Annotated in this window: 24 protein-coding genes; 9 read left to right on the top strand and 15 right to left on the bottom strand. The window is 52.5% G+C overall.

Annotation, left to right across the window (positions count from 1 at the left end; all coding sequences use genetic code 11):
- Window positions 1-48: 48 nt before the first annotated feature.
- On the top strand, window positions 49-1,149 hold the full coding sequence (locus tag C1N64_RS12835) for an NADH:flavin oxidoreductase/NADH oxidase (RefSeq protein ID WP_375124046.1): 1,101 nt from the start codon (window positions 49-51) through the stop codon (window positions 1,147-1,149).
- A gap of 27 nt (window positions 1,150-1,176) precedes the next feature.
- On the opposite strand, the gene C1N64_RS12830 is transcribed toward C1N64_RS12835, so the two are convergent.
- Both C1N64_RS12830 and C1N64_RS12825 read right to left on the bottom strand, forming a co-directional pair.
- The gene (locus C1N64_RS12830) at window positions 1,177-1,812 is read right to left on the bottom strand and encodes an aspartate/glutamate racemase family protein (RefSeq protein WP_058701908.1); all 636 of its coding nucleotides are present in this window, start codon (window positions 1,810-1,812) and stop codon (window positions 1,177-1,179) included.
- 135 nt (window positions 1,813-1,947) lie between these two features.
- Window positions 1,948-2,340: a VOC family protein gene (locus tag C1N64_RS12825; protein WP_058598228.1), complete on the bottom strand. Its 393-nt coding sequence runs from the start codon at window positions 2,338-2,340 to the stop codon at window positions 1,948-1,950.
- Window positions 2,341-2,410: 70 nt separating this feature from the next.
- On the opposite strand from C1N64_RS12825, the gene C1N64_RS12820 reads away from it, so the two are divergent.
- Window positions 2,411-2,956 carry a GNAT family N-acetyltransferase gene (locus tag C1N64_RS12820; protein WP_058701909.1) on the top strand — a complete coding sequence of 182 codons (546 nt, stop codon included), beginning with the start codon at window positions 2,411-2,413 and terminating at the stop codon, window positions 2,954-2,956.
- Between the two features lie 273 nt (window positions 2,957-3,229).
- On the opposite strand, the gene C1N64_RS12815 is transcribed toward C1N64_RS12820, so the two are convergent.
- Entirely contained in the window at window positions 3,230-3,898 is a 669-nt protein-coding gene (locus C1N64_RS12815) for a cysteine hydrolase family protein (RefSeq protein ID WP_205950172.1), read from the bottom strand.
- A 134-nt stretch (window positions 3,899-4,032) separates the two neighbouring features.
- Between C1N64_RS12815 and C1N64_RS12810 the strand changes: the two genes are divergently transcribed.
- Entirely contained in the window at window positions 4,033-4,998 is a 966-nt protein-coding gene (locus C1N64_RS12810) for a GlxA family transcriptional regulator (RefSeq protein WP_172912500.1), read from the top strand.
- Window positions 4,999-5,124: 126 nt separating this feature from the next.
- Here C1N64_RS12810 and C1N64_RS12805 read toward each other — a convergent pair whose 3' ends face one another.
- Genes C1N64_RS12805 through C1N64_RS12795 form a run of 3 tightly spaced genes read right to left on the bottom strand, consistent with a single transcriptional unit; the run spans window position 5,125 to window position 7,389 of the window.
- Window positions 5,125-6,228, bottom strand: coding sequence for a M20 peptidase aminoacylase family protein (locus C1N64_RS12805; RefSeq protein ID WP_054633774.1), 1,104 nt, complete (start codon window positions 6,226-6,228; stop codon window positions 5,125-5,127).
- Window positions 6,229-6,245: 17 nt separating this feature from the next.
- On the bottom strand, window positions 6,246-6,713 hold the full coding sequence (locus tag C1N64_RS12800; RefSeq protein ID WP_033741638.1) for a YjiG family protein: 468 nt from the start codon (window positions 6,711-6,713) through the stop codon (window positions 6,246-6,248).
- On the bottom strand, window positions 6,706-7,389 hold the full coding sequence (locus C1N64_RS12795) for a nucleoside recognition domain-containing protein (RefSeq protein WP_033741636.1): 684 nt from the start codon (window positions 7,387-7,389) through the stop codon (window positions 6,706-6,708). Before C1N64_RS12795 ends, C1N64_RS12800 begins: the two co-directional genes overlap by 8 nt.
- A 375-nt stretch (window positions 7,390-7,764) precedes the next feature.
- On the opposite strand from C1N64_RS12795, the gene C1N64_RS12790 reads away from it, so the two are divergent.
- Complete coding sequence (locus tag C1N64_RS12790) at window positions 7,765-8,661, top strand: LysR family transcriptional regulator (protein WP_033742190.1); 897 nt, start codon at window positions 7,765-7,767, stop codon at window positions 8,659-8,661.
- A 207-nt stretch (window positions 8,662-8,868) separates the two neighbouring features.
- On the opposite strand, the gene C1N64_RS12785 is transcribed toward C1N64_RS12790, so the two are convergent.
- The 6 genes from C1N64_RS12785 to C1N64_RS12760 all read right to left on the bottom strand — a co-directional run bounded on the left by C1N64_RS12785 (window position 8,869) and on the right by C1N64_RS12760 (window position 15,527).
- Window positions 8,869-9,759, bottom strand: a complete 891-nt coding sequence (locus C1N64_RS12785) for a sugar phosphate isomerase/epimerase family protein (protein ID WP_039340362.1) — start codon at window positions 9,757-9,759, stop codon at window positions 8,869-8,871.
- A 123-nt stretch (window positions 9,760-9,882) separates the two neighbouring features.
- Entirely contained in the window at window positions 9,883-11,052 is a 1,170-nt protein-coding gene (locus C1N64_RS12780; RefSeq protein WP_394514853.1) for a Gfo/Idh/MocA family protein, read from the bottom strand.
- A gap of 11 nt (window positions 11,053-11,063) precedes the next feature.
- Window positions 11,064-11,987: a TIM barrel protein gene (locus C1N64_RS12775; protein ID WP_394514852.1), complete on the bottom strand. Its 924-nt coding sequence runs from the start codon at window positions 11,985-11,987 to the stop codon at window positions 11,064-11,066.
- Between the two features lie 212 nt (window positions 11,988-12,199).
- A complete protein-coding gene (locus tag C1N64_RS12770) occupies window positions 12,200-13,222 on the bottom strand; it encodes a LacI family DNA-binding transcriptional regulator (protein WP_262959065.1) in 1,023 nt (340 codons plus the stop codon).
- Between the two features lie 304 nt (window positions 13,223-13,526).
- Window positions 13,527-13,982, bottom strand: coding sequence for a hypothetical protein (locus C1N64_RS12765; RefSeq protein ID WP_039340368.1), 456 nt, complete (start codon window positions 13,980-13,982; stop codon window positions 13,527-13,529).
- A gap of 633 nt (window positions 13,983-14,615) precedes the next feature.
- The gene (locus tag C1N64_RS12760; RefSeq protein ID WP_262959064.1) at window positions 14,616-15,527 is read right to left on the bottom strand and encodes a LysR family transcriptional regulator; all 912 of its coding nucleotides are present in this window, start codon (window positions 15,525-15,527) and stop codon (window positions 14,616-14,618) included.
- A 116-nt stretch (window positions 15,528-15,643) separates the two neighbouring features.
- On the opposite strand from C1N64_RS12760, the gene C1N64_RS12755 reads away from it, so the two are divergent.
- Entirely contained in the window at window positions 15,644-16,525 is an 882-nt protein-coding gene (locus C1N64_RS12755) for an MBL fold metallo-hydrolase (RefSeq protein ID WP_058708153.1), read from the top strand.
- A 12-nt stretch (window positions 16,526-16,537) separates the two neighbouring features.
- Complete coding sequence (locus C1N64_RS12750) at window positions 16,538-17,515, top strand: alpha/beta hydrolase (RefSeq protein ID WP_394514851.1); 978 nt, start codon at window positions 16,538-16,540, stop codon at window positions 17,513-17,515.
- Window positions 17,516-17,682: 167 nt separating this feature from the next.
- Here the strand turns inward: C1N64_RS12750 and C1N64_RS12745 are convergent, their stop codons facing one another.
- A complete protein-coding gene (locus tag C1N64_RS12745; RefSeq protein WP_033741437.1) occupies window positions 17,683-18,216 on the bottom strand; it encodes a GNAT family N-acetyltransferase in 534 nt (177 codons plus the stop codon).
- Between the two features lie 289 nt (window positions 18,217-18,505).
- The gene (locus tag C1N64_RS12740) at window positions 18,506-18,886 is read right to left on the bottom strand and encodes a winged helix-turn-helix transcriptional regulator (protein WP_033741436.1); all 381 of its coding nucleotides are present in this window, start codon (window positions 18,884-18,886) and stop codon (window positions 18,506-18,508) included.
- A gap of 99 nt (window positions 18,887-18,985) precedes the next feature.
- Between C1N64_RS12740 and C1N64_RS12735 the strand changes: the two genes are divergently transcribed.
- Window positions 18,986-19,717: an SDR family NAD(P)-dependent oxidoreductase gene (locus tag C1N64_RS12735; protein WP_058708155.1), complete on the top strand. Its 732-nt coding sequence runs from the start codon at window positions 18,986-18,988 to the stop codon at window positions 19,715-19,717.
- Window positions 19,718-20,059: 342 nt separating this feature from the next.
- Complete coding sequence (locus tag C1N64_RS12730) at window positions 20,060-20,356, top strand: NIPSNAP family protein (protein ID WP_054687746.1); 297 nt, start codon at window positions 20,060-20,062, stop codon at window positions 20,354-20,356.
- A gap of 187 nt (window positions 20,357-20,543) precedes the next feature.
- Here the strand turns inward: C1N64_RS12730 and C1N64_RS12725 are convergent, their stop codons facing one another.
- Window positions 20,544-20,930: a hypothetical protein gene (locus tag C1N64_RS12725; RefSeq protein ID WP_033741484.1), complete on the bottom strand. Its 387-nt coding sequence runs from the start codon at window positions 20,928-20,930 to the stop codon at window positions 20,544-20,546.
- Window positions 20,931-21,029: 99 nt separating this feature from the next.
- Here C1N64_RS12725 and C1N64_RS12720 point away from each other — a divergent pair, with 99 nt between their 5' ends.
- A complete protein-coding gene (locus tag C1N64_RS12720; protein ID WP_072193598.1) occupies window positions 21,030-21,800 on the top strand; it encodes an AraC family transcriptional regulator in 771 nt (256 codons plus the stop codon).
- The last annotated feature ends 131 nt before the right edge of the window (window positions 21,801-21,931 follow it).

Below are 21,931 nucleotides of genomic sequence, written 5' to 3'. Positions count from 1 at the left end.
CAGCCACTATAGTTTTTCAACGTATTGATTCTCAGACATGAGGTTTTTATGAGCACGCTGTTTTCCACTTTTTCACTCGGTGAATTAACGCTCGATAACAGAATTGTTATTGCGCCAATGTGTCAGTATTCCGCTGAAGAGGGTTGCGCAACCGCCTGGCATCGTATCCATCTGGGGCAGCTCGCCTTTTCAGGGGCTGGACTGTTAATCATTGAAGCGACCGCGGTAGAAGATATTGGTCGTATCACCTACGGCGACCTGGGGTTATGGAATGATGAAACCGAAGCCGCACTGGCGGCGGTATTAGCGGACATCCGTCGCTATTCCGATATGCCGATTGGTATTCAGTTGGGTCATGCCGGGCGCAAAGCATCCTGCGACGTGCCGTGGGAAGGCGGCGAACACATCTCGCCTCAGAACGGTGGCTGGCAAACCGTGGCCCCTTCCGCCCTGCCGTTCAGTGAAGGCGATCATCCGCCCAGCGCAATGGACGCCAGCGCGCTGGCGCGTGTCAAAGAGGCGTTTGTCGCTACGGCAAAACGGGCCGTTCGTCTTGGCCTTGAACTCATTGAGGTGCATGCCGCGCACGGCTATCTGCTGCACCAGTTTCTGTCGCCGCTTTCCAATACCCGCGATGATGAATACGGCGGCTCACTGGAAAACCGAATGCGTTTTCCGCTTGAGGTCTTTAAAGCAGTACGTGAGGCCGTCCCGGCCGCCATTCCGGTGGGCGTGCGTATTTCTGCCAGCGACTGGGTTGAGGGCGGCTGGGATGTAAGCCAGTCCATTGCCTTTTCGCAACAGCTGGAAGCGCTGAACTGCGCCTATATCCACGTTTCCAGTGGGGGCCTGTCAGAACAGCAGCAGATCAGCGTCGGCCCGAACTATCAGGTCCCTTTTGCGCGGGATATTCGTCAGCAAATCGGTATCCCGGTGATTGCGGTAGGTTTAATTACCGAGCCGCAGCAAGCCGAAGATATTTTGCAGCAGGGGGAAGCGGATCTGGTCGCGCTGGCACGCGGTATGCTCTATAACCCACGCTGGCCATGGCACGCCGCTGCCGCATTCGATGCAACGGTGAAAGCGCCGCCGCAGTATCTGCGCTCTGAACCTCACGGCGCAAAAGGAACACTGACGCCGGACGAGTAAAACGTTGAGGCCGCACGGCGTGCGGCCTTACTGATAGTGTTGAAGACAGCGCTGTAGCGCCAGATGCGGGCCGGTCAGGGGCTGACGTGTTGATGCGAAATGCGCCGCTGCCGGTGCCATTGACGTCTGCGCCAGCACAACCTGCTCCGCGCCCTGCTGCCAGGCCGCTTCAACCGCTTCTGTTACGCAGTCAAGATAGCCTGTCTGATCCCCCGCTTTAAACTTCTGCCACGCCCCCGGAATCAGAACGACCTCTGCCCGCCCGTTGGCACCGTGAAACAGTGCCCGCGTGGCGCCCAGCGTGGATTCAGCCGCACAAAGCACGACCGTTTGCCTGGGATTTTCGCGGACCGCCTCTGCCAGCATGCTGTCTGTGCGCCAGACCACGCACGGCGAAGATGCGTTTGTAAAGCTTTCAGCCACCGGTCCGAGCGTGGAACAGGTCATCAGAATGGCGTCAAAATGGGGTTGCAGACTCGCCAGCAACGCGCCGATCCGTGCATGAAGTTCCGGCGTCAGTCCGCCACTGGCTTCGGCCTCCGCCAGCAGCTGCGGCATCACCAGATGACTCAGTTGCAGATCTCCCGACGGCAACTGGCTCGCTGCATCGTCAAAGATGGGAATATTGCTGGCCGCAGTATGTAAACAGGCAATGGCGATCATGTGTGGGCTCGGCGTAAAAACGGGTTTTCATCATGCCATGGGCGACGCCAGATTCAAACGTCTCATCTGTAAGAGAGAGCCGCACGCCATAAACCCACCAGTCCGTGTGGTAGCGCCTGCTTATTACTTATGCCGTCAGGCCTGCCATGCGGCATGCTGGATAACGATCCGATAGCCGTCCCTGTCCTGAAAGGTTGCGCCGTTTTTTGCCCAGTACGGGTTAAAAGACGTCACTTCAGTAAACCCGGCACGCGTCATTACCTGACAACGTTGCTGCCAGCACGCCGCGTCCGGCAGATACAGCACCAGCAGATCGTCAACCGTTGTCGCGGGCTGGACAGGATGGTGCTGACAAAACGTAAACTCCAGATGCCAGGGCAAGGTCTTATCACCCAGCATAATGCCGCTGAATCCGTCATGGTCCCTGAACTCCCCCAGTTTATGCAATCCAAGGCCAGTGCAGTACAGGTCTGCGCTCGCGGTCAGGTCACTGACCGGGCGCGCAATGCGCAGTTGTTGTATCACCATTGCTTCTCCTGATTCTGTAAAAAGGCTATTAATAGTGGGCGTGGATAACGGCATAACAGTGAGGTTTATAATGTATCTGCAGTCAGCACGTTTGTTGCTCAGAGCTATGCGCCCTTCCGATGACAAGGATCTGTTCCGCATTTATGGCGATCCCGCGACCAACACGTTTAACCCGGCAGGCCCGTATCCGAGCCTGGCGTTCGCGCAGCAGAAGCTGGCCGAGAGGCTGACCGCTTTTGAACGGTACGGGTTTGAAAGCTGGGCGATATCGACGCGAGATGCGCCCGATACGCTGATTGGCTTTGGTGGGTTGAGCGTACGTAAGTTTGCCGGTGAGTTGACCAATAATCTTGGCTATCGCTTTGATACCCAGGCATGGGGTAAAGGTTATGCTACTGAGCTGTCACGTTTTGCCCTGGATTACGGCTTCAACGAGCTGGGGCTGGCGTCCGTGACCGCATCGGTACGACGTCATCATCAGGCTTCAATTCATGTGCTGGAGAAAAGCGGGTTGCGCTACATCAAAGAGATTTATGACGTCGAAAATGCCCCGCCAAGCCTGTGTTATGCGATGACGCGTGAGCAGTGGCAGGCCTCAGCGGAACGTAAATATTAGCAGGGTGAGCTGTTAATTAACCTGCACGCAGCCGGATGTGAACGCACCAGGATGTGTACTTATCGTAACGGTGATCGCCAGAGGATTTGTCAAGACGACTTGCTGAAAGGCGCTCCGCGATGATTGTCGATTCACACGCAGAACCCGTGTAAATGGGATTCTGCATGAGGGTGCATTTGCTGGTTTCTACGTTTTTATTGGACGGGCCGCCTGAGGTGGTGTCCCTGACACAGTAACAGTCGAAGGCATTTACCACTGTCACCGGTATTGCTTTCAGACCACATTTCCGTCCAGGCATGGCGCTGCATCACACAGCACCCCCCGGGCGCGCTGGTTGGAGCGCAGAATGCTATCGCGCACCGGTACGGTGCCGCTCTCAATGCAGGCTGTCCACTGCTGAGTAGTCAGCACGGCCGCAAAGTTTGACTGCAGCACTACACAGCATACCCGATGAATCTCTTCTGCACTCACGCGCCCTGCCTGATTTTGGTAAGGAACTGAACCTGAAGCATCACTGAGGTATTCCACAGCAATGCCGTTATGCCACGCATGATTAATGGTAGAAAGATTGCAGTTGTGAGTCATATAGCCCACTACCGTCAGCGTGTTAATGGCGTGATCGGCTAACCAGTGCGCCAGTCCCGTTCCGGTAAAAGCGCTGGCCCGATTTTTACTCAAAAGAAGCGCTCGGGGACGTGAAGCGACAACGGGATGCAACTGCCAGCCATCGCTGTTAATCGCAAAAAGCGGTGATTCTGCAGGCGCAGTATGCTGTACCACGATTACCGGTATGTTTGCCGCACTCGCCCTGTCCATGGCAATCGCGATGTTTTCCAGTGAATGTTGCGGATGTGGATATTCAATCGGCAACGCGCCGCTGAAATATTCATTCTGTACATCAATGACAATAAGCGCGCGTTGAGGTAAAGCGGAAACGGTCATAGCCAAATTCCTCAGATTAGTGGCTCTACAGAGCGTAAAGCCGTAGACACCATCTTCACCCGACGATAATCTCAGCAACAGCGTCCCGAAAGACAACGCACGAAAGTATTGGGCCATCGTTATGGAGAATGATCATGTCGTGCAAAAATATCGCGGTACTGGCTTTTCATGACATCAGTCCTTTTCATCTTTCAGTGCCCTGTCTGGTTTTTGAAAACCGTACCGAACATGGCCTGCCCGCTTTTAACCTGCGGGTTTGCGCAGCCGAGACCGCCAGCGGTGATTTAATTCGTACCTGTGCGGGTTTTATGCTGAAAAGTGAGTTGACGCTCGAAGATGCAACAGACGCGGATGTCTTAATTGTTCCCTCCTGGCGTAGCCCACAGGAGCGTCCGTCGGACGCTATGCTGCATGCGATACGAATGGCAAGACAGCGCGGTGCTACGGTCGTGGGGTTGTGCCTGGGTGCGTTTGTGTTAGCAGAGGCTGGCGTACTGGACGGATACAAAGCGACTACACACTGGAGCGCAGCACCGTATTTCGCGCAGCATTTTCCCAAAATCAAGCTGATGCCAGATGTGTTGTATCAGGATGCGGATGACGGCAGGCTGGTTACCTCTGCCGGGACAGCCGCCGGTCTTGATTGCTGCCTGCACCTGGTTCGTCGCTGGCACGGCGCCGATATCGCCAATAAGATTGCGCGCCGGTTGGTCACGGCCCCGCATCGCCAGGGAGGACAGGCCCAGTTCATTGAACAGCCTCTCCATAGCCAGCCGGGAGGCGATCGTCTGTCAGACCTGCTGAACTGGATGGTGGCCAATCTTGCAGAGCAGCACTCTCTGGATTCACTGGCGCAGCGGGTTGCAATGAGCCGACGTAATTTCACCCGCCGTTTTCGCGACCTGACAGGTATGACGGTCAGTCAGTGGTTACAGGGACAAAGGCTGGCCTATGCGCAACGCTTACTCGAAAGCACACCCCATTCTGTAGAATATGTGGCGCAGTTATCAGGCTTCGGCAGCGCCGTATCACTACGCCAATATTTTAATAAAGCGTTTAATACCTCACCCTCCGCATGGCGGGCACTGTTTGCTCATTGAGGGTAAACGATATTTATCCTTTGCTTTTGCTGAGGCGGCACTGTGAGAGATCCTCGTCGGCTCTCTTATCTGTCGCTAATGTCCGGCGGGCATGGCACATCCCTGCGCCACGGGCATCCGTGATAATCAGCCAAGCACATCCTGCACGCAGGCTTTAAACACTTTCACCCCAAGCGCCAGCGCGTCACGGTCAAAATGCATCTCCGGATGATGCAGACCGGGCGTCAGGTTGGCCCCCAGTCCCCAGAAGCCGCCTTTAATCTGTGGACGAAGACGCAGATAGTGAAAGAAGTCTTCACTGCCGGGTGTCGACTTCGGCGCAGTGAGGCCGGTTTCGCCAAATACGCTGCGAATACCGCGTGCGATCACCTCTGTGGCCTCGTCATGGATAATGGCGGCGGGCATCTCTTTCAGAATGCGGATCTCTGCGCGTGCGCCATAGGCGGCGGCGCTGCTCTCAATCGCGCGTACCACCTGCGGTTTAAGGGTAGCCATTGCTTCGTTCTCTGCCGCACGCAGATCCCAGCACACCTGCGCTTTATCAGGGATCGAGTTAGTCACGCCCGCATCACAGAGAAACCGTGTCGCTTTTGCGCTCCATGTCAGCGACGGAGCAAGATGAATGCCGTTCACCGCCTGCACCGCGTGCGCAGCGGCATCCAGTGCATTGACGCCCAAATGTGGCCGCGCGGCGTGCGCCGCTTTGCCGTGGAACATCACTTCCACGGTAGCGGATGCTGAGTAGTACATCGCCGGCACGGCCTGGCCCATCGGGCACTCCTCCAACGGGCGCAGGTGGAAGCCGAGCAACATGTCGACATCATCAAGCACGCCGCCTTCGGTCAGGGCAATCGCCCCGGTGCCCAGCTCTTCCGCAGGCTGGAAGATGAATTTTAACCTACCCTTTTTCACCAATCCTTCAGCCATCACCTCCTGGGCGGTGGTCAGTACGACGGTGGAGTGGCCATCGTGCCCACAGGTGTGACGCGCCACATGTTGGCCGTCAATGATATGCCCCAGCGCATCCATATCGGCGCGCAGCGCTAATGTCGGGCCAGGCTTACCGCTGTCCAGAACGGCGACAATACCGGTGGTGTTATTTACCTGGCGAGTGACACGGTAGCCCGCCGCCTCCAGTACGCCCGCGATATAGGCGGAGGTTTTAAACTCTTCGAACCCCAGTTCCGGGATTTGGTGCAGGTAATTAAAGTGCTCAAGTGTACGCGACACGTCTTACTCCTTAGTGCTCAGGCAATAACGCGCATAATCAGCATGGCGATTACGGCATTGAGAATGCTGACCGCCATCAGTAACGGCCAGTACTTCTTCGGCACATCGGCCACGCCCAGCAGGCGCCCCATGTACTGGAGTTGCGAGCCCATCAAAAAGATGGCGGGCGCGAGAATGGTAATCTGGGCCATATCAAGCTGGCCTTTACTCAGCAGGCTGACGGCAACGCCGGTGCCCGCAGAGGAAGAGAGCCAGGCGGTTAACAGTACGGTGATCGCCTCGCCCGGCAGGCCAAAAAGCCCCATCAGCGGGGCGCAAATGTGCCCAATAATCTGCATCACGCCCAGCAAATTAAGCATTTCTGCGATGACATAGGCCATTAATACATTTGGCATCAGATTATTAATGGCGATATTAAACCCTTTGCGCGCACCAATAACGAAAATATCAAACGGATTACCGGAGACTTTTGCCTGATTATTCATTGTCGAAATCTCGCTTATAAACAGTATTTAATGCCAGGCGAACCACGGCGGCACCGACGAATTTAAGGACAAACATTAAAATCAGCGGAATAATAATGGGGAGCGTTAATGAAGCGAACATCGCCGAGCCGATAGAGAAATAGTTATTAATCAACCCGGCACCCGAGTATTGCCACGAGCCCATAATCACCACATCTTTACGGGTGATTTTTTTGCTGTCATAGAGCTCTTTGGTTAATGCCGCGCCGGCATCGGTGCTTTGCAGATCGGTAATCAACGCAAGACCGGTATAACCCGGAATCCCGAGCAGTGGTTTTAACAGCGGAGTAAGTAATTTATGTGCCGCGCGGATCGCGCCGTAATGAGTGAAGATTTCCAGCAGGCCGAGTGCCAGCATTACCGTGGGCACCAGCGAGAGTGCAAAGAGGAAGCCGGCTTTGGCACTCAGGCCGCCGCTGCCGATAAAGGTATTGGTTTCCGGCGTTTTCATGGTGCCGAACGCGCCACCTAACGTGGTAAAATCGAATGCACCCAGCCAGGCCATACCGTCAACTTTAAAAAAGAAGCCGGAAAAGACCAGCAGCACAATGATCAGTGAAATCCACGCGCCCGGCCCCACTTTCCACTCCTCTGTCGCTTCTTTATCTGGCTGCTTCAGTGTTTTTGATTCGCTCATCTCATCTCTCTTTACATCTGTAATGGAAAAGTCCTGATACTAAGCAGGATCCATGCCTGAATAGCCCAGCCGTGAAATAAACCTCTTTTATTAAGATTTTTAGCGCAGTAAAAACCCTTCCCAAAAAAACATGAGAACGTCATATCCCTTTCGGAGAAGTGTATTTTTCTCTGCGTGCCTAAAGGCGCAGGCAAATAATTTCTCACCGTTTTTGGGCGCACTTTTGGTGCAGTACGATGTTGTTCGCTTTTTTTGTTTTCTGACCAGCGAAAACTAACGGTTAATTTGATTATCACTATTTAAACAGCTTGATAAATAGCCGTGGAGTGATGTTATTGTTGCCTTAAGGTCAACAGTAACGAGGAAATGTGGCAGATGTTCCAGGATAAACAGGTGGGCTATCTGTATGAAGTCGGTAACCAGGGCGGCATTCGCCGCGCGGCAGATATCCTCGGGGTTAATGCGTCGGTCGTCAGCCGTCAAATCGCACAACTTGAGCGTGCGCTACAGCTTCCCTTGCTGGAACGGCGTGGGCGTAACGTGGTGTTGACCGAAGCGGGACGCCTGCTGGCAGAGGACTATTTTGTCAGCCGTATGCGGCGCGAAAAGCTGGAGAGCCAGCTTAAAGATCTGCGCCATATGCGCGGCGGAACGCTTTCGGTGCGCATTGGCGGCGGACTGATCACGGCGTTTATCGAAGGGGTTATGCGCGAATTTGCCCAGTCTTACCCGCAGGTGTTTGTCGATATTGTGGTCGGCAGCATGCAGGAGATGATGAACGATATCGTCAGCGGCGAAGCGGATATGGCGCTGGCGTTTGGTCCGATTGGCACCCCGGAACTGAAGCGGCACAGTTTTAAGTGGGGGCCGATTTGTGCCGTCGTCGCGCCGCAGCATCCTGTCGCCAGTCTTGCCAGCATCACCATTGAAGCGTTGACTGCTCACCCGCTTATCGCCCTCACAGAGAACTTTGGCCTGCAGCGGCATATGAACGCGATGTTCAAAAGCCAGGGCCTGCAGTTTCATCCGGCTTACCGGTGTAACCTCTTCTCGACCGCCATGAACCTCAGTCAGGCCGGGCTCGGCGTCTCATTTATGACGGCCCACGCCGCCGCCGACCCGATTCGCCAGGGCACACTTGTCGCCGTGCCAATCGATCATCCGATTGCCAGTAGCGCTCAGTGTCACCTGTTACGGAACTCCGACAGGCGCTTTACCCCGGCAGCCCATCATATGTGGCGACTTCTGCATAATGCGTTTCGCGACAGATAAAGGCAGAGACAGCCGTAAGGACTGGATGTCATGCCAAATGCAGAAACAAATGGACAGCGAAGATGGCTAAAGCCAGCGGTGAGCAAGGAGAAGCGATAAACCGTTGAGTCAGACAGTCAGTACTGAGGCAGTAACAGTCAGAGAGGTATCGTTTAAAAGCCCGGCGTGAAGGCGGAAATACCTTCCCCATGTTGCCGGGCAGATGACTCAGCGAGACGGCGTGAGCAATTCCCGTTCTATCCGCTCCCGGGTCTCAACGGCCTGATATTTCATTTTTTCCGGGTAACCGAACAGCGAAGCGGCCACGATAGGTTCGCCACCCACTTTGAACGTCTGCTCTGCAAACTTCATTTCCCGCAGGGTGCGGAACAGCGTCTCAAAATCCACCTCGCCTTCTCCGATGCCAACATGCTGATGAATGGTCGCATCGACACCGGGTGGATTGACAATGTAGCGGCAATGTTTGGTGTGATTCATCGTATCGGCAATGAGAACATGAGAGAGATCGTGCCCCGCATGACGAAGCATCCTCTCTACGTCCCCTTTTCCTTTATCGTAAAAAAAGGTATGCGGGACGCTGTAAACGTATTTAACGTTATCACTCCTGAATGACCTGACCATATTGACGGTTTCGTCGCTTTCTTCGCAGAAGTCCCATGGATGCGCCTGTATTTCTACACGGATGCCTTCACGTTCGAACAACGGAAGCAGTGTTTCCATCGAGCGGTAAAACATCTCATCGCAGATTTCAGGTTGATTAGGATCGCCCGCCAGTTCGGTATTAATAACCTGAACCCCCATTTCGACGGCGATTTCAACGAGGCGTGTCCAGTTTTTTACCGCCGCCTGTCGGCGCAGTTCATCCGGGCCAGACCACCGGTAAACACAAATAAAAGAGGAAATTTCAACGCCCGTTTCGCGCAGAGCCTTTTTATACTCCGCAATGATTTCGCGGCTTGCGCGGGGATGTTTATAGAACGGATTAATTTCCGGATGCGGAGACTGCTCGATGTACTTGTAGCCCCATTCCGACACCTGACGGACCATTTTGGTGATACCCAGATCTTTGATTACATCTACGTCGAATGCAATTTTCATTGATGCCACCTTTACGTTATCTCATGCTGCCTGAGTCGGGTTTCAGGCAGAGAAAGTCACTTAATCGCAAATCTCATCCTCAACAGAATGATGCGCTCAGACCATTTTTCACGACAGCCAATATCAGCATTCCACCCATGTCGAGCCGGATTCGGCTGAGCGGACACAGTTTTCCACCCATTTGACGCCCGCCAGCCCCGCATGCACATCGGGATACCAGAAATCTTTCAGGAAGGCGTCGTCACCCCGATCGGTGGCATCCATGGCCAGCGCGAAACGTCTGTAGAGGTTTGACCAGGCTTCGAAAAGACCTTCCGGATGTCCCCCTCCGATACGGTCATCTGCACGCGCGGCCGGGTGAAGATAGTCCATGCCCCTTTCCAGGATGCGTACCGGCTCGCCCTGAATTTCAAACCGGAGCTGGTTCGGCTGTTCATCCCACCACTCGATACTGGCTTTAGCGCCGACGATGCGCACTTTTTGCCCATGCATGGAACCGCAGTTAACGGCGGAGGCCCACAGACTGCCGACCGCGCCATTCTCATATTCCATCAGGACAAACGCGTTGTCTTCGAGGGGAGCACGGCTTTTAACAAAGCTCTGACGTGAGCACAGCAGTCGCCTGAGTTTTAAGCCGGGAGCCATAGTTTCAGCGATGCACAACGGATGGGTTGCCAGGTCCCCCAGCACGTAACTGGGTCCGACAAAGCGCGGGTTAACGCGCCAGCTGGTGCTGGCGTTATTTTGTTCAACGGATTCGTTGTGAAAACCATGTGCAAACTGCATGTTAACAATGCGGATGTCGCCAAGAAGCCCCTCCGCAATCATTTCTCTGGCCTGGAGAATGAGCTGATGACCGGTATAACCATATGTCACGCCGATGATCTTGTTTTTCTCCCGGCTCAGTTTCGCCAGATGCTCAGCCTCTTCGACCGTAAAGCACAGCGGCTTCTCACATATCACATGAAGTCTCGCTTCAAGCGCGGCGCAGCAGACAGCAAAATGCGTGTTGTTTGGTGTGGCGATGGAGACGGCCTGAATACCGTCCTCGCGTTGTCCTTCTGTAGCAAACAGAGTTTCGTAGTCGGCATAGCACCGGTCTGGTGAAAGGCCCAGTGCTTCACCAAAGGCGCGCCCACGTGCGGCATCAATATCGAACGCGCCGGCGACTAACGTAAAGGTATGATCACGGAGTGCCGATGAGCGGTGAATGTAGCCAATCTGACTGGTCCCGCCACCGCCGACCATGCCCCACCGAAGTGATTTTTCGAGCGGTTTAATGCCGTTAATCATGATTATTCTCCTCAGAAACCGACGGAATGCAGATAATGCAGACTGGCCGTAACATCACGCAGGCTTGTATCCGCATCACGCGGATCTCTTTCCTGTTCAATGGTTATCCAGCCCTTGTAACGACGCTGGCGCAGAAATGCATGAACGTCCGGATAGTGGATGGCACCACTGCCAAGAGGACACATGACGCCCTGGGCGCAGGCGGTGAAAAAATCCAGCCCTTTTTTAACTGCCTGGCGCCAGACAGCCTCGTTAACATCCTTGAAGTGCAGGTAATCGATTCTGTCCCAGTAACGTTCCAGCGCAGCCACCGGCGCCATGCCAGCGTAATACAGATGGCCGGTATCCAGGCAAAGCCCGGCTACGGTATGGGGAATATCGTGGACCAGCTTTTCCAGTTCATCGGCAAACTCAATGCAGCCACCAGCATGGGGATGAATGACCGGCCTGACACCGTACACTTTCCAGGCAATCTCACTCAGAATGGTGATATGTCTTATCATCGTCTGCCAGTCACTGGGATTGAGCCGCGGGGCCTTTTCTGACTGACCGGCTGTGGCGGCACGTTCAGGATCACCAAAGTCGATGATGACAAGATAAGGTGGCGATGTCCCCTCATTGACAGCGTCAGCCTGCCGGGTAACGGCGCTCAGGTTGTGGCAGATCTTATGGGTCAGATCGATCATTGCCGGGAAGTTTTCTTCACTGACTAAATCGTCGAAAAGGGTGCCGGCAATAACAGACAGCTGATGTTCCTCAAGTGCAGACGTCAGGGCTTCGGGCTCAACAGGCAAGTATCCCCATGGTCCCAGCTCCAGGCTTTTGTATCCCGCGAGCGCGGCCTCTTTTAGCACGCTCTGCCAGGGGGGAAGAAACGGGTTTTTCGGGTCGTCCACTCCCCAGCTACAGGGTGCAGTCGCGATGGAAATGGTCATGGTTTTTCTCCGGATGCGGCAACACAGGTAAGCACTGACATGCAGGCGACAAATGCCTGACTCAGTGCGCGCAGTATTGCGCCGGTTTTTTGATACCAGCAACCCTCCGTCGTGGATTATTTGATAGAGATCATGATTTTTTTAACTCATATTTTTGATAGATTTACATCAAATTTAGACAGCGCAACCCTCTGCGTGATACGTCGTGAGAGTCAGATATTTTCCCGGGTAACCAGATCGAAGGGAACGGTAACAGAGAGAGGATTGCGGTCGGTTTCCTGATATCTGCGGATAAAAACAGAGACGATCGTCTCAGCCACAACATCGATACGGTGGCGCATCATCACATCAACATGCCCCGCGATAAGCGCCATTTCATCGCCGATGAACGGGCCATGGCAGAGAATTTTTATATCATGTCGCGCGCTTTCACAGACCGCCTTGATTACGCCCTCTATGCCACCGCACGGCGCATAAATCATGGTCACACTGGGATGGTTTTTGAGCAGTTGGCTGGCAGCCAGATAGCCCCCACTGATGCTTTCCCTCGTCTGTAACGGCTCAAGCACCACCGCATCTTGTCTGTTCTCGCGCAGGTACGAACGGAAGCTTATTTCACAGCTTTCCTGGCAGTTGAAACGGTGATCGCCGAGCAGCACACCAATAACACTGTCTTTTTCCATCATGCGCTCAGCAAACCATCCCGCTGTGCGCCCTGCTTTCAGATTATCGAGACCGATATAGCCCGCCTGACCACAGGGAGAAAGATCGGAAAACAAAGTGAAAATTTGCACGCCTGAAGCGGATAGTTGCTTAATGGTGTGCCGTATAAGAGGATGATCGAGCGCAACTACTCCAATGATATCGACGCGTTTTGCCAGGGCTTCAAGAGACGACACGACTTTCTCCACATCATGTATATCAGCCCACACAAACGCCGGCTCTGTCGCCAGTTTTCCGTCTGCATACCGGCGGATTTCCTCTGACAGCACCTGGTAAAACGAATAATCACTGGGCAGCAGAATAAACCCGGTGCGCACCGCGCTTTTAACCGCCGTGGCTTCTGGCGTCATCACCTTACGCAGATCTTCCCGGTAACCGAGCGCTTCCGCTGCGCGCAGAACACGGTCCCGGGTTTCCTGCTTCACTGACGCTCTGTTATTTAGAACACGATCAACGGTAGCCACCCCGACACCCGCCGCTCTGGCAACCGCTGACATGGATATTTTTTTCATTACACAGCCCGAGATGATAGATTTCTATCATCTTAAACACAAAAAGTGTGCAGCAGCAAAATACTTCTGCTGCTTTACGGCGTTTTTTACAGGATGACGCATTGGCAGAAAGTGACCGCCGCATGACAGCAGGCAATGAAAAAGTGGATGTAGGTTATTCAGCAGAATGCGTGATTAACATTCCAGTCCGTGCGGTTTCATACACCAGTCCCGGCAGGCAGCATTACCCCAGAAAAACACCCTAAGTTTTCCCCTGTGTATTAGTGGCGGTCCTGTGTTTTAGCCGGGAAATGTGTGAAAAGTTTCAAACACCACAAAGCTCGTGAGCACGTAATTTCCATTCCTCAACCTGAGTGGGGTGGTCAAAAGAGTAATAGACGTTAGCGTTCTCAGGCAGGATATTATGCAGTGCCTGCATGCAGTTGGCCTCACAGGGTCGCAATTCAATATAGGCAGCCGTGATGGGTATGACATCATCGCTGGAAAAGCGCTCAATGCGTTCTATCGCAGCAACGAGTGCAGCCATTTCGCCATGCAGCCTTACCCAGTTATTAGTATAGATTCCTGGTGGCACGCTTACCTGCATCCGACTGTTTCCGAACGCATAACGAATATTACCCCGTAGCCGGTACTCGACTACTGCACAGCAGGACTCAGGACCGAAACCAGGCTGTTTCACTAAATTCTTTTTGTTCTCCAGCGTGCGCCTGACAATCGGATAACCGGATCTAAGGGTGTATTCAGTTTTTATCAGTTGCATCAGCGCTTCCTTTACTTGACCATTGTTAATCAATGATATGGGGTTCCGGCGCAAAACTCCATAAGAACAGGACTCTCAGGGGCTGGAAAATTAAGGTCTGCTTAATCATAACCAGAGGGACTGAGTGATGACAGCCGAGCCCTGCTTTTGCCTTACGGCTTCACCAGCTAGCCGCTGCTCTGCATCTGGTTCATATCTGTGGTTCAGATTCAGCCAGTTCTTTATCGTTCGGCTCTGTAAGTATTACGTCTGTAAGGGAAAACCTAATGATGATTTACCATTATGATCAGGAAAATCCATGGCTGTGTCTGAAGAGGTATGTTTCGGCCTGAAATCCTGCACAGGCCAGTCCGGTTAAATCGTAAGGTCCGGTTTGCGCTGTGAGTTCAACGGGTCGATGAAACGCGCTCCTTTATCAGGGGGGCGTTGTGTAAACATCCGCCTTATAACTGATCGCGCTAAATACCAGGTTCATGAACGACGTAGGGCACAAGGTAAAACTGTTCTATTGCTTTATAAGTCATGCCTGATCTTTGCATCACTCGCTGAGAGGAAGCATTTTCAGGAGCGGCAACAGTCACTAAACACGTTACCTCAGCAGCAAAACACTACCAGTCAGCGTCAACCATTGCCTCAGGAGCGTCCTGTCATACCTGTTTCTGAAAACTGTTCCCTGACCCAGTCCGCAAATAATCGTATACGGGGAGCCAGTTGGCGGTTCTCCGGCCAGGCAATATGAACCGGGAGTTCATCAACCTGCCAGTCATCAAACAGCCTGATGAGGTCCCCCTTTCTCAGCGCGTCTGCCACCAGAAACTCATAGGTCGTTACGATGCCCAGGCCCGCGCGCGCCGCACTGAATGCCGCGTAAGCGTCGTTGACGGATATCTGAAACGGACCGCTAAGCGGAAACGATTCGCTGGCTTTCATCAGTTGATGCTCAAAACGTCTGCCACTCTGTGGGGAACGCACCTGAATATGATGAAAGTGCACTAACTGCGTGGGATGGGAGGGTTTACCCTGTCTTTTAAGGTATGCGGGCGCGGCGCATACCACCATGGGCAGTGCTCCCAGAGAGCGGGCAACAAGCGAGTCATCGTGAAGTCGTCCTATGCGTATCGCGCAATCAAACTGATTTTCAATGAGATCGCTGGTTCGGTTGCCCACGCTCGTGATGATCTGTAAATCCGGGTAGCGGTCCATGAAATCCCCCAACCTCGGAATAATCAGGCAGTATGCCAGCGCGCCCGGCATGTCTACCCTGAGCTGGCCACGCCACGTTCCAGCCGCTCCCGAAACGCTGCTGTCCAGTTTTTCCGCCTGGATAAGTAATGCCTGCGCGCCCTTGTGGTAAACCTCACCCTGTTCCGTGAGGCTTAGCCGTCGTGAAGAACGATGTAAGAGTTTTACACCCAGCTCGTTTTCAAGGGCCTGAATCTGCCGTGTCACCGTTGACTTGGGTAACCCGAGACTTTCCGCAGCACGGGTGAAGGCTCCGGTTTCAACGACCTGTAGAAAGCTGCGTATCGCAGAAAATTTATCCATGCCCCGCCTTATTGTTGCTGTATCTGCAATTTAAGTTTGCCTGGCGCCCGATTGTTCATTACGCCCACAACCCTGAATATAAGGCCATCCAGTCCATTCCCCCAACGGAAAAGCACATGAGCAAGCTGTTAAGCTGGCACGTCGCCGGTGCAAAAATCACAAAGATTCCAGAGCAACAGAGCAACGGCATTCCCGTGTTGTCTCTGTTTCCACAGTGGGATCGTCAGTCAGCCTTGCGTTTTGCTGAACACATTCAACGTCATGATCTGGATTTTACAGACGAGACCGTGTCGCTCAGCACACACAGCTGGCTGATTGAAAAAGACGGTAAGGTCATCATCCTCGACACCGCATCGGGTAACGGCAAAAAACGCCCTGGCAATGCAAAGTTTCATGAAATGAACAGCCACTGGCTGCATGCGCTGCGAGCGGCAGGCGTTGAGCCTGAGCAGGTGGATGCGGTCGTTTTAACGCACCTTCATGTCGATCACGTCGGCTGGAATACTGTCTTGAAGAAAGGTCAGTGGCGCCCCACTTTTCCGAACGCCCGCTACTACTTCTCCGCAGATGAATACCATTTTTATCAGAACCCACTTAATGTCATGCCGGAAAGCACAGGTGCAATGGATGACAGTGTGTATCCAGTCGTCGCTTCAGGGCAGGCCGTGTTTCTGGACAGCGCCGAGACAGAGGTCGTTGCCGGGCTGCAGATTCACAGAACACCGGGGCACAGCGTTGATCACCTGGCATTCAGTTTCTCAGACGGCGGTGAGACGGCCCTGTTCTGGGGTGACGTCGTGCACAGCCCGCTTCAGATATGCCTCCCCGAGTTGAACAGCCGCTACTGCGAATTTCCTGATACGGCAAAAAAATCCCGGACAGTGATGATGAATGTTGCTGCTCAGACCCGGGCGCTGGTTTTTACCTCTCACTTTTCGGACAGCTCGGCAGGACGGGTTCTCAATACAAACGGCCAGTTAACCTGGCAGCACGCCTGACAGGAGAATATCATGACAAACACACCACCGCTGTTCAGCGAAGCTTTCGCCATACCCTCCGATACCAGAGACATTTCATTGTGGCTGCGTCACAGGCGGCGCGCTGATACTACGGACTTTGATGCGGCACAGACGGTTCTGCTGATGCACGGCGCCACTTTCTCATCGGGAAGTCTGTTTGATACACCGCTTGAGGGGGAATCTTTCCTTGATTACCTTGCCGCAGCCGGTCTGGATGTCTGGGCAGTGGATGTGCGTGGATACGGCCGCGCATCGAGACTACCTTCTTTCTCTTTGCCTGTGCGGGAAAATCCGCCGTCAGCGCGTGCTGAAACCGCAGTAAGGGACTTAGGAAGTGCGGTTGATTACGTTCTTGCACATCATGGACTGACGCAGTTGAACCTCATCGGGATGTCATGGGGAGGAACGGTGGCGTCGCTTTACACCACACGGAATAGCGCTAACGTGCGGCGTCTGACGCTTATTGCGCCACAGTGGATTCAGGACGGTAAATACGCGCTCGATCCCGGCGGCGAAATGGGCGCATGGCGCGATATTGACATTGATGCAGTGGAATCACGCTGGCTTCAGGCCGCGCCAGACAATAAAAAGAACAGCCTTATTTGTCCCGGCGGATTTATGCAGTGGGCCCGGCAAACAGTGAATGAGGAACCCGATCCGGTTTTGAGAGCCCAGCGCAAAATCCGGGTTAGCACCGGTCCGATTCAGGATACACGGTGTTACTGGGCAAAAAATAAAGGCGTCTACGATCCCGCCGACATCCGCGTCCCCGTATTGCTCTTACATGGTGAATGGGATCGTGATGTACCTGTGAATGCAATCCAGGACTGGTTCCTGCGAGCAACAGGCACCCCCTGGAAGCGCTGGACAGAAATTGGTGAAGCCACACACATGATGGTGCTGGAGAAAAACCGACGTCAGGTGTTTGAGCTTACCCGCTATTTTATCAGTCAGGTTCTGGATATGTAATGAGGCCTGTATCACTCAAGCCTCATGTTCAGAAAAGTATCGTGCCAGACAACATCCGCTTCAGGCACAAAGCAACCTCTGAAACAGATTAAGGTCCGTCAGGTGCGAAAAGGGGAATTTCGCCCTGCCCGCTGTTGATACAAATAAAAAGCATTTCGGCTAACCTTTCAGCAAGCAGTTGTCAGAAGCTGACCGGCATTTTTCCAGCTGATTCTGAATACCGGGGCATTATCTGATGAAGGCATATCGGATAATGTTCTCTCCACAATGGTGCCCCCGAGGCGCTGATAAAAAGCTGTTGCCTGGGTGTTATCTTCAAACACCCACAAATAGAGCGGTGACTCATCATCCCTGCTCTTGACCCATTCGGCTGCGCGCCAGAGAAGTTGTTTTCCTACACCGTGACCACGTAGTGAAGAGCTTACATGCAGGCTGTCTATATAACAGCCCCATTGCGCATCATAGTGGAGCTTAATACATATGAAGCCTTCAACCTTTCCATCATATTCAGCTACAAACACTGTTTCGCTTTCATTGCTCTGATTCAGTGCTGAGCGCCAGTGTGAAAGACGATCTTCCTGCGCCTGATTTTCAAGGAAATCCGCAGACATCACTTTCGTGTAGGTATCTCTCCATCCGGCGGTGTGCAGATGTGCTATTGCATCGGCATCACTGCGCTGAGCCTGTCTTAAGTGAATCACTGTTACCTCTCACAAACGCAATGGCGTTTCATGTTAGCAAAATCACATTCAGTCGAAAATCAGCTTACCCGGTTCAAACCATACATCACATCTTACGCAAGGATGAAAATGAATCTGGAAAACTCATGGTGACAGAGTGCTTACCTTATACGTAAATGTTCGCTTCTGATACAAAGCGGACATCCACATAAAGCATTGTCAGGAAACGTGGGGCTTCATTAATCAACATTTTCGATGCTGGCCTGTAAAACTGAGCGCGCATCGCAACAGGATTCAACATTACGACTCTTCAGCAAATCTCTTCCGCCTGTCTGGTATCATACATCAACTGAGCCCGTTCCATTTCCGCTCCATGTTTTAGCGCCCATCCATACAGCGCACTGAATGGCTCCTGAAGCGTCTGTGCCAGTGGTGTAAGGCTGTACTCCACGCTCACTGGTGAAGTAGGCAGTACCTTTCGGAGCACCAATCCATTGCGCTCAAGCCGCTTCAGCGCATCAGACAATGCTTTATGCGTAATACCCTCCAGCCGGCGACGGAGTTCGTTGAAGCGCACAGGTTCATTACAAAGCACAGTGAGAATTAAAATTGACCATTTATTGGTTATGTTCTCCAGAACCGGCCGCGTTTTCCCTATTTCTTTCAGGTCATTACAATCAGTTTGAGACATGGCGATATATTCCCCGATACCTGATATAAATAAAGTGCGTAATTGTTATTAAGTTTACAAATTATATTATCTGTTTTCCACCCTGACAGGAGAGAGCAGATGAGTAGATTAGAGAATAAAGTTGCCCTGATACTCGGCGGTGCAAAAGGCATTGGTCTGGCTATCAGCCAGCGATTTGCCAGTGAAGGTGCCACAACCTGGCTGACCTCACGCCGTAATGAGGAGTTAGAAGCAGCCAGTCAGACCATAAAGGGCACTGCCAGGCCAGTCCGTGCTGACGTCAGCCAGATAAGTGAACTGACGCGAATAGTCGATTTAATCAAGACAGAATCCAGCCAGATAGATGTGCTGGTCATCAACGCCGGCATGGCAGAATACTCGACGATTGATGATGTCACGCCGACACATTTTGATTCTGTTTTTGGCCTGAATGTGCGCTCACCGCTTTTTGCTCTGCAGGCAGCCCTTCCTCTGATGAAGGAGGGAGCGAGCGTCGTTTTGATAGGTTCGGTTGCCGATGTGATTGGCACGCCGGGATATGGCGTATATGGTGCCAGTAAAGCAGCACTCCGTTCTTTTGCCCGCACATGGACACGTGAACTCTCCGCCCGTGGCATCCGCGTTAATGTTGTCGCCCCCGGCCCTGTCGATACGGAGATGATGCGTGCAGCCTCTGAAGAGCTAAGAAATGAGATAATCCGCACCATTCCCTTATCAAGAATGGGCAAACCTGAAGAAATTGCCAGTGCCGTCCTGTTCCTTGCAAGTGATGAAAGCAGCTATATAGCCGGAGCAGAAATCTGTGTGGATGGTGGCATGACACAGGTATGAGGCATGGCGTTCAGTTTCACTAAGATCAGAGAAAAGCTGTACGAGAAACGAACCGGGCGACGACCCGGTTTTTCTTTAGCCAGATGGCTGTGCTCAAATTCCCGTTTATTTGTATCGGTGTCCGGCAGGCGGTATGCTGCGGCTTATTGCGGCATTGGCGCGCTCGCCGTTAATGAATCCGACATCATTTCAGCAAGGCCCGCTTCTGGCACAAAGCGGACAGGCTGACTGAGCTGAAGATCCGCTATGCGCAAAAAGTGGTCTTTTGCTAATTTCTCAGAAATAGAATAGGTATGCTTTGACTTTGTTATGTATGAAAGCCCTAACAGCAGGATTGAAAATATGAAACAGGTCAGAATTTATACACTCAAAGACAAACAGTCAGCAGAAATTTATTTTCACCGACACTGGCCCAGACATATGGCCTCTCTCCCAGCCTTTGGTATATATGTAAATCATGTTTATCTCGGAAAAGAATGTCAGGTCATTGCAACCGTTACCTATCAGGAGGATACCGAAATACAAGCTATAAATCAGAAATATATGGCCAGCAAGGAGTTCATGTCAGACATGGAAGGTTTCGATATGTCTTCAATCCTCCGGGTGGATGAAATCATTATTAAGGAAACACTTTTCTGACTTTGCGACTTTCTCAGCCAGCAGGAACATTCCTGTCGCAGTCACTTAAATTGATACACAGCAATTAACCGGCCGTTAAGGCGGGGTCATACAAAGCGCATTTGGCCTGTCCGCTTCTGGCACAAAGCGGACGCTAAAATCTCTTCCTTTGTCCGCTATAAGCGAGAAGCGGACATTTAAACCCCTGTTACCTGGTGCTACCCAGGTCCCGGTCACTTTCCAGACCTTTAAGCATAAGTGTGGCTTCTTCAATACGAACAAATAGCCCTGAATCATCTGTTTCAGCAAACATATAAACTTCCATCTCAACCTCTTCCCCATTGCGCTTAGTACACAATACACGATGTCTGGTAGCATAGAGATTGCCTTCACGAAGTTCGTCATGCACATCAATTTTGCCGAAAGAAATTATTTCGCGAAGTTTACGAGCATGATGAGCAAAGCTATCTAAACTTCCCCACTCATTATCAGTGCGCTGCCGATAACCGGGACTAAAGTGGCGATTAAGTATCTCTTCCAGGGGGATTTCCTGTTGGTTAATAATCTCATCCAATACGTTAGCAATAGAAATCATTTTCATGGTCAGTCCTCATCGTAAGTTATCAGTACTCTACAATCGACCTGATGGCTTCGGTACGGTATAAAAGACAATAAACACCTCAAATAAGCCAATATGACCGACCCGTTAATTCCATTCTCCCGGGCTTTTTCTTCTGATGGACCCACTTTGATTGTCGCGGCCCGCCAGTCGGATGCAATAAGGGAAACACCACGTCACCATCACATTCGTGGACAGTTACTCGGCGCTGAGCATGGGCTGCTTACGATCGATGCGGAAGAGTGTCGCTGGGTCGTACCGGCAACGCATGCCGTGTGGATACCTCCAAATATTCCGCATGGTCTGCGCTCGCACGGCCCATATTCAGGATGGAGTGTTTATATATCTGCTGCGGCCTGTGGCGCATTATCTGATAAGCCTGCTGTGCTCTCAGTTACAAATCTGCTACGCGAAGCGATAACACGAGCAGCCTCCTGGAAGGTTGCAGAGCTTAATGCGCCTCAAAAACGTTTATCTGACGTTATCCTTGATGAAATCGGTTCGCTTCCCAGCGTTAATCTTGGGTTGCCAATGCCGCAGGATATACGGCTCTTAAAAGTTGCTCAGGTGCTGTCTGAGAGTCCAGATGACGGTCGCACACTTGAAGAATGGGCATTCTGGGCGGGAGTATCGTCACGCACACTGACACGGCGTTTCAGATCCGAAACCGGTTTTAGCTTTAATGAATGGCGACAGCGCATACGGTTACTCAAAGCTCTTGAGCTTCTTGCCGCAGGCAAGCAAGTGACGACAGTTGCACTGGAACTTGGATATGACAACGTGAGTGCCTTTATCGCCATGTTTCGCAGGGTATTTGGCACCACTCCTGCACGATTCAGAATTTAAATATGCAGGCCCGCATTAAGCATCGGCTTCTGGCTCAAAGCAGACGGTGCTTCTGATAAAACGCACTAATAAACAGATTCAGGCTTTTATGCTGAAAAAGTTCTCTGCATAAAAAAGTAAAAGGGCCTGAG

The sequence above is a fragment of the Pantoea sp. SGAir0215 genome, assembly GCF_043543215.1.
The sequence above is the reverse complement of the archived record's forward strand: the minus strand, read 5'-3'. Positions and strand labels throughout refer to the sequence as shown.

Bases quoted from the DNA above. Each gene is read 5' to 3' on its own strand.
- C1N64_RS12835 (WP_375124046.1), top strand. From the start codon at position 49: ATGAGCACGCTGTTTTCCACTTTTTCACTCGGTGAATTAACGCTCGAT.
- C1N64_RS12830 (WP_058701908.1), bottom strand. From the start codon at position 1,812: ATGATCGCCATTGCCTGTTTACATACTGCGGCCAGCAATATTCCCATC.
- C1N64_RS12825 (WP_058598228.1), bottom strand. From the start codon at position 2,340: ATGGTGATACAACAACTGCGCATTGCGCGCCCGGTCAGTGACCTGACC.
- C1N64_RS12820 (WP_058701909.1), top strand. From the start codon at position 2,411: ATGTATCTGCAGTCAGCACGTTTGTTGCTCAGAGCTATGCGCCCTTCC.
- C1N64_RS12815 (WP_205950172.1), bottom strand. From the start codon at position 3,898: ATGACCGTTTCCGCTTTACCTCAACGCGCGCTTATTGTCATTGATGTA.
- C1N64_RS12810 (WP_172912500.1), top strand. From the start codon at position 4,033: ATGTCGTGCAAAAATATCGCGGTACTGGCTTTTCATGACATCAGTCCT.
- C1N64_RS12800 (WP_033741638.1), bottom strand. From the start codon at position 6,713: ATGAATAATCAGGCAAAAGTCTCCGGTAATCCGTTTGATATTTTCGTT.
- C1N64_RS12795 (WP_033741636.1), bottom strand. From the start codon at position 7,389: ATGAGCGAATCAAAAACACTGAAGCAGCCAGATAAAGAAGCGACAGAG.
- C1N64_RS12790 (WP_033742190.1), top strand. From the start codon at position 7,765: ATGTTCCAGGATAAACAGGTGGGCTATCTGTATGAAGTCGGTAACCAG.
- C1N64_RS12785 (WP_039340362.1), bottom strand. From the start codon at position 9,759: ATGAAAATTGCATTCGACGTAGATGTAATCAAAGATCTGGGTATCACC.
- C1N64_RS12780 (WP_394514853.1), bottom strand. From the start codon at position 11,052: ATGATTAACGGCATTAAACCGCTCGAAAAATCACTTCGGTGGGGCATG.
- C1N64_RS12775 (WP_394514852.1), bottom strand. From the start codon at position 11,987: ATGACCATTTCCATCGCGACTGCACCCTGTAGCTGGGGAGTGGACGAC.
- C1N64_RS12770 (WP_262959065.1), bottom strand. From the start codon at position 13,222: ATGAAAAAAATATCCATGTCAGCGGTTGCCAGAGCGGCGGGTGTCGGG.
- C1N64_RS12765 (WP_039340368.1), bottom strand. From the start codon at position 13,982: ATGCAACTGATAAAAACTGAATACACCCTTAGATCCGGTTATCCGATT.
- C1N64_RS12760 (WP_262959064.1), bottom strand. From the start codon at position 15,527: ATGGATAAATTTTCTGCGATACGCAGCTTTCTACAGGTCGTTGAAACC.
- C1N64_RS12755 (WP_058708153.1), top strand. From the start codon at position 15,644: ATGAGCAAGCTGTTAAGCTGGCACGTCGCCGGTGCAAAAATCACAAAG.
- C1N64_RS12750 (WP_394514851.1), top strand. From the start codon at position 16,538: ATGACAAACACACCACCGCTGTTCAGCGAAGCTTTCGCCATACCCTCC.
- C1N64_RS12740 (WP_033741436.1), bottom strand. From the start codon at position 18,886: ATGTCTCAAACTGATTGTAATGACCTGAAAGAAATAGGGAAAACGCGG.
- C1N64_RS12735 (WP_058708155.1), top strand. From the start codon at position 18,986: ATGAGTAGATTAGAGAATAAAGTTGCCCTGATACTCGGCGGTGCAAAA.
- C1N64_RS12730 (WP_054687746.1), top strand. From the start codon at position 20,060: ATGAAACAGGTCAGAATTTATACACTCAAAGACAAACAGTCAGCAGAA.
- C1N64_RS12725 (WP_033741484.1), bottom strand. From the start codon at position 20,930: ATGATTTCTATTGCTAACGTATTGGATGAGATTATTAACCAACAGGAA.
- C1N64_RS12720 (WP_072193598.1), top strand. From the start codon at position 21,030: ATGACCGACCCGTTAATTCCATTCTCCCGGGCTTTTTCTTCTGATGGA.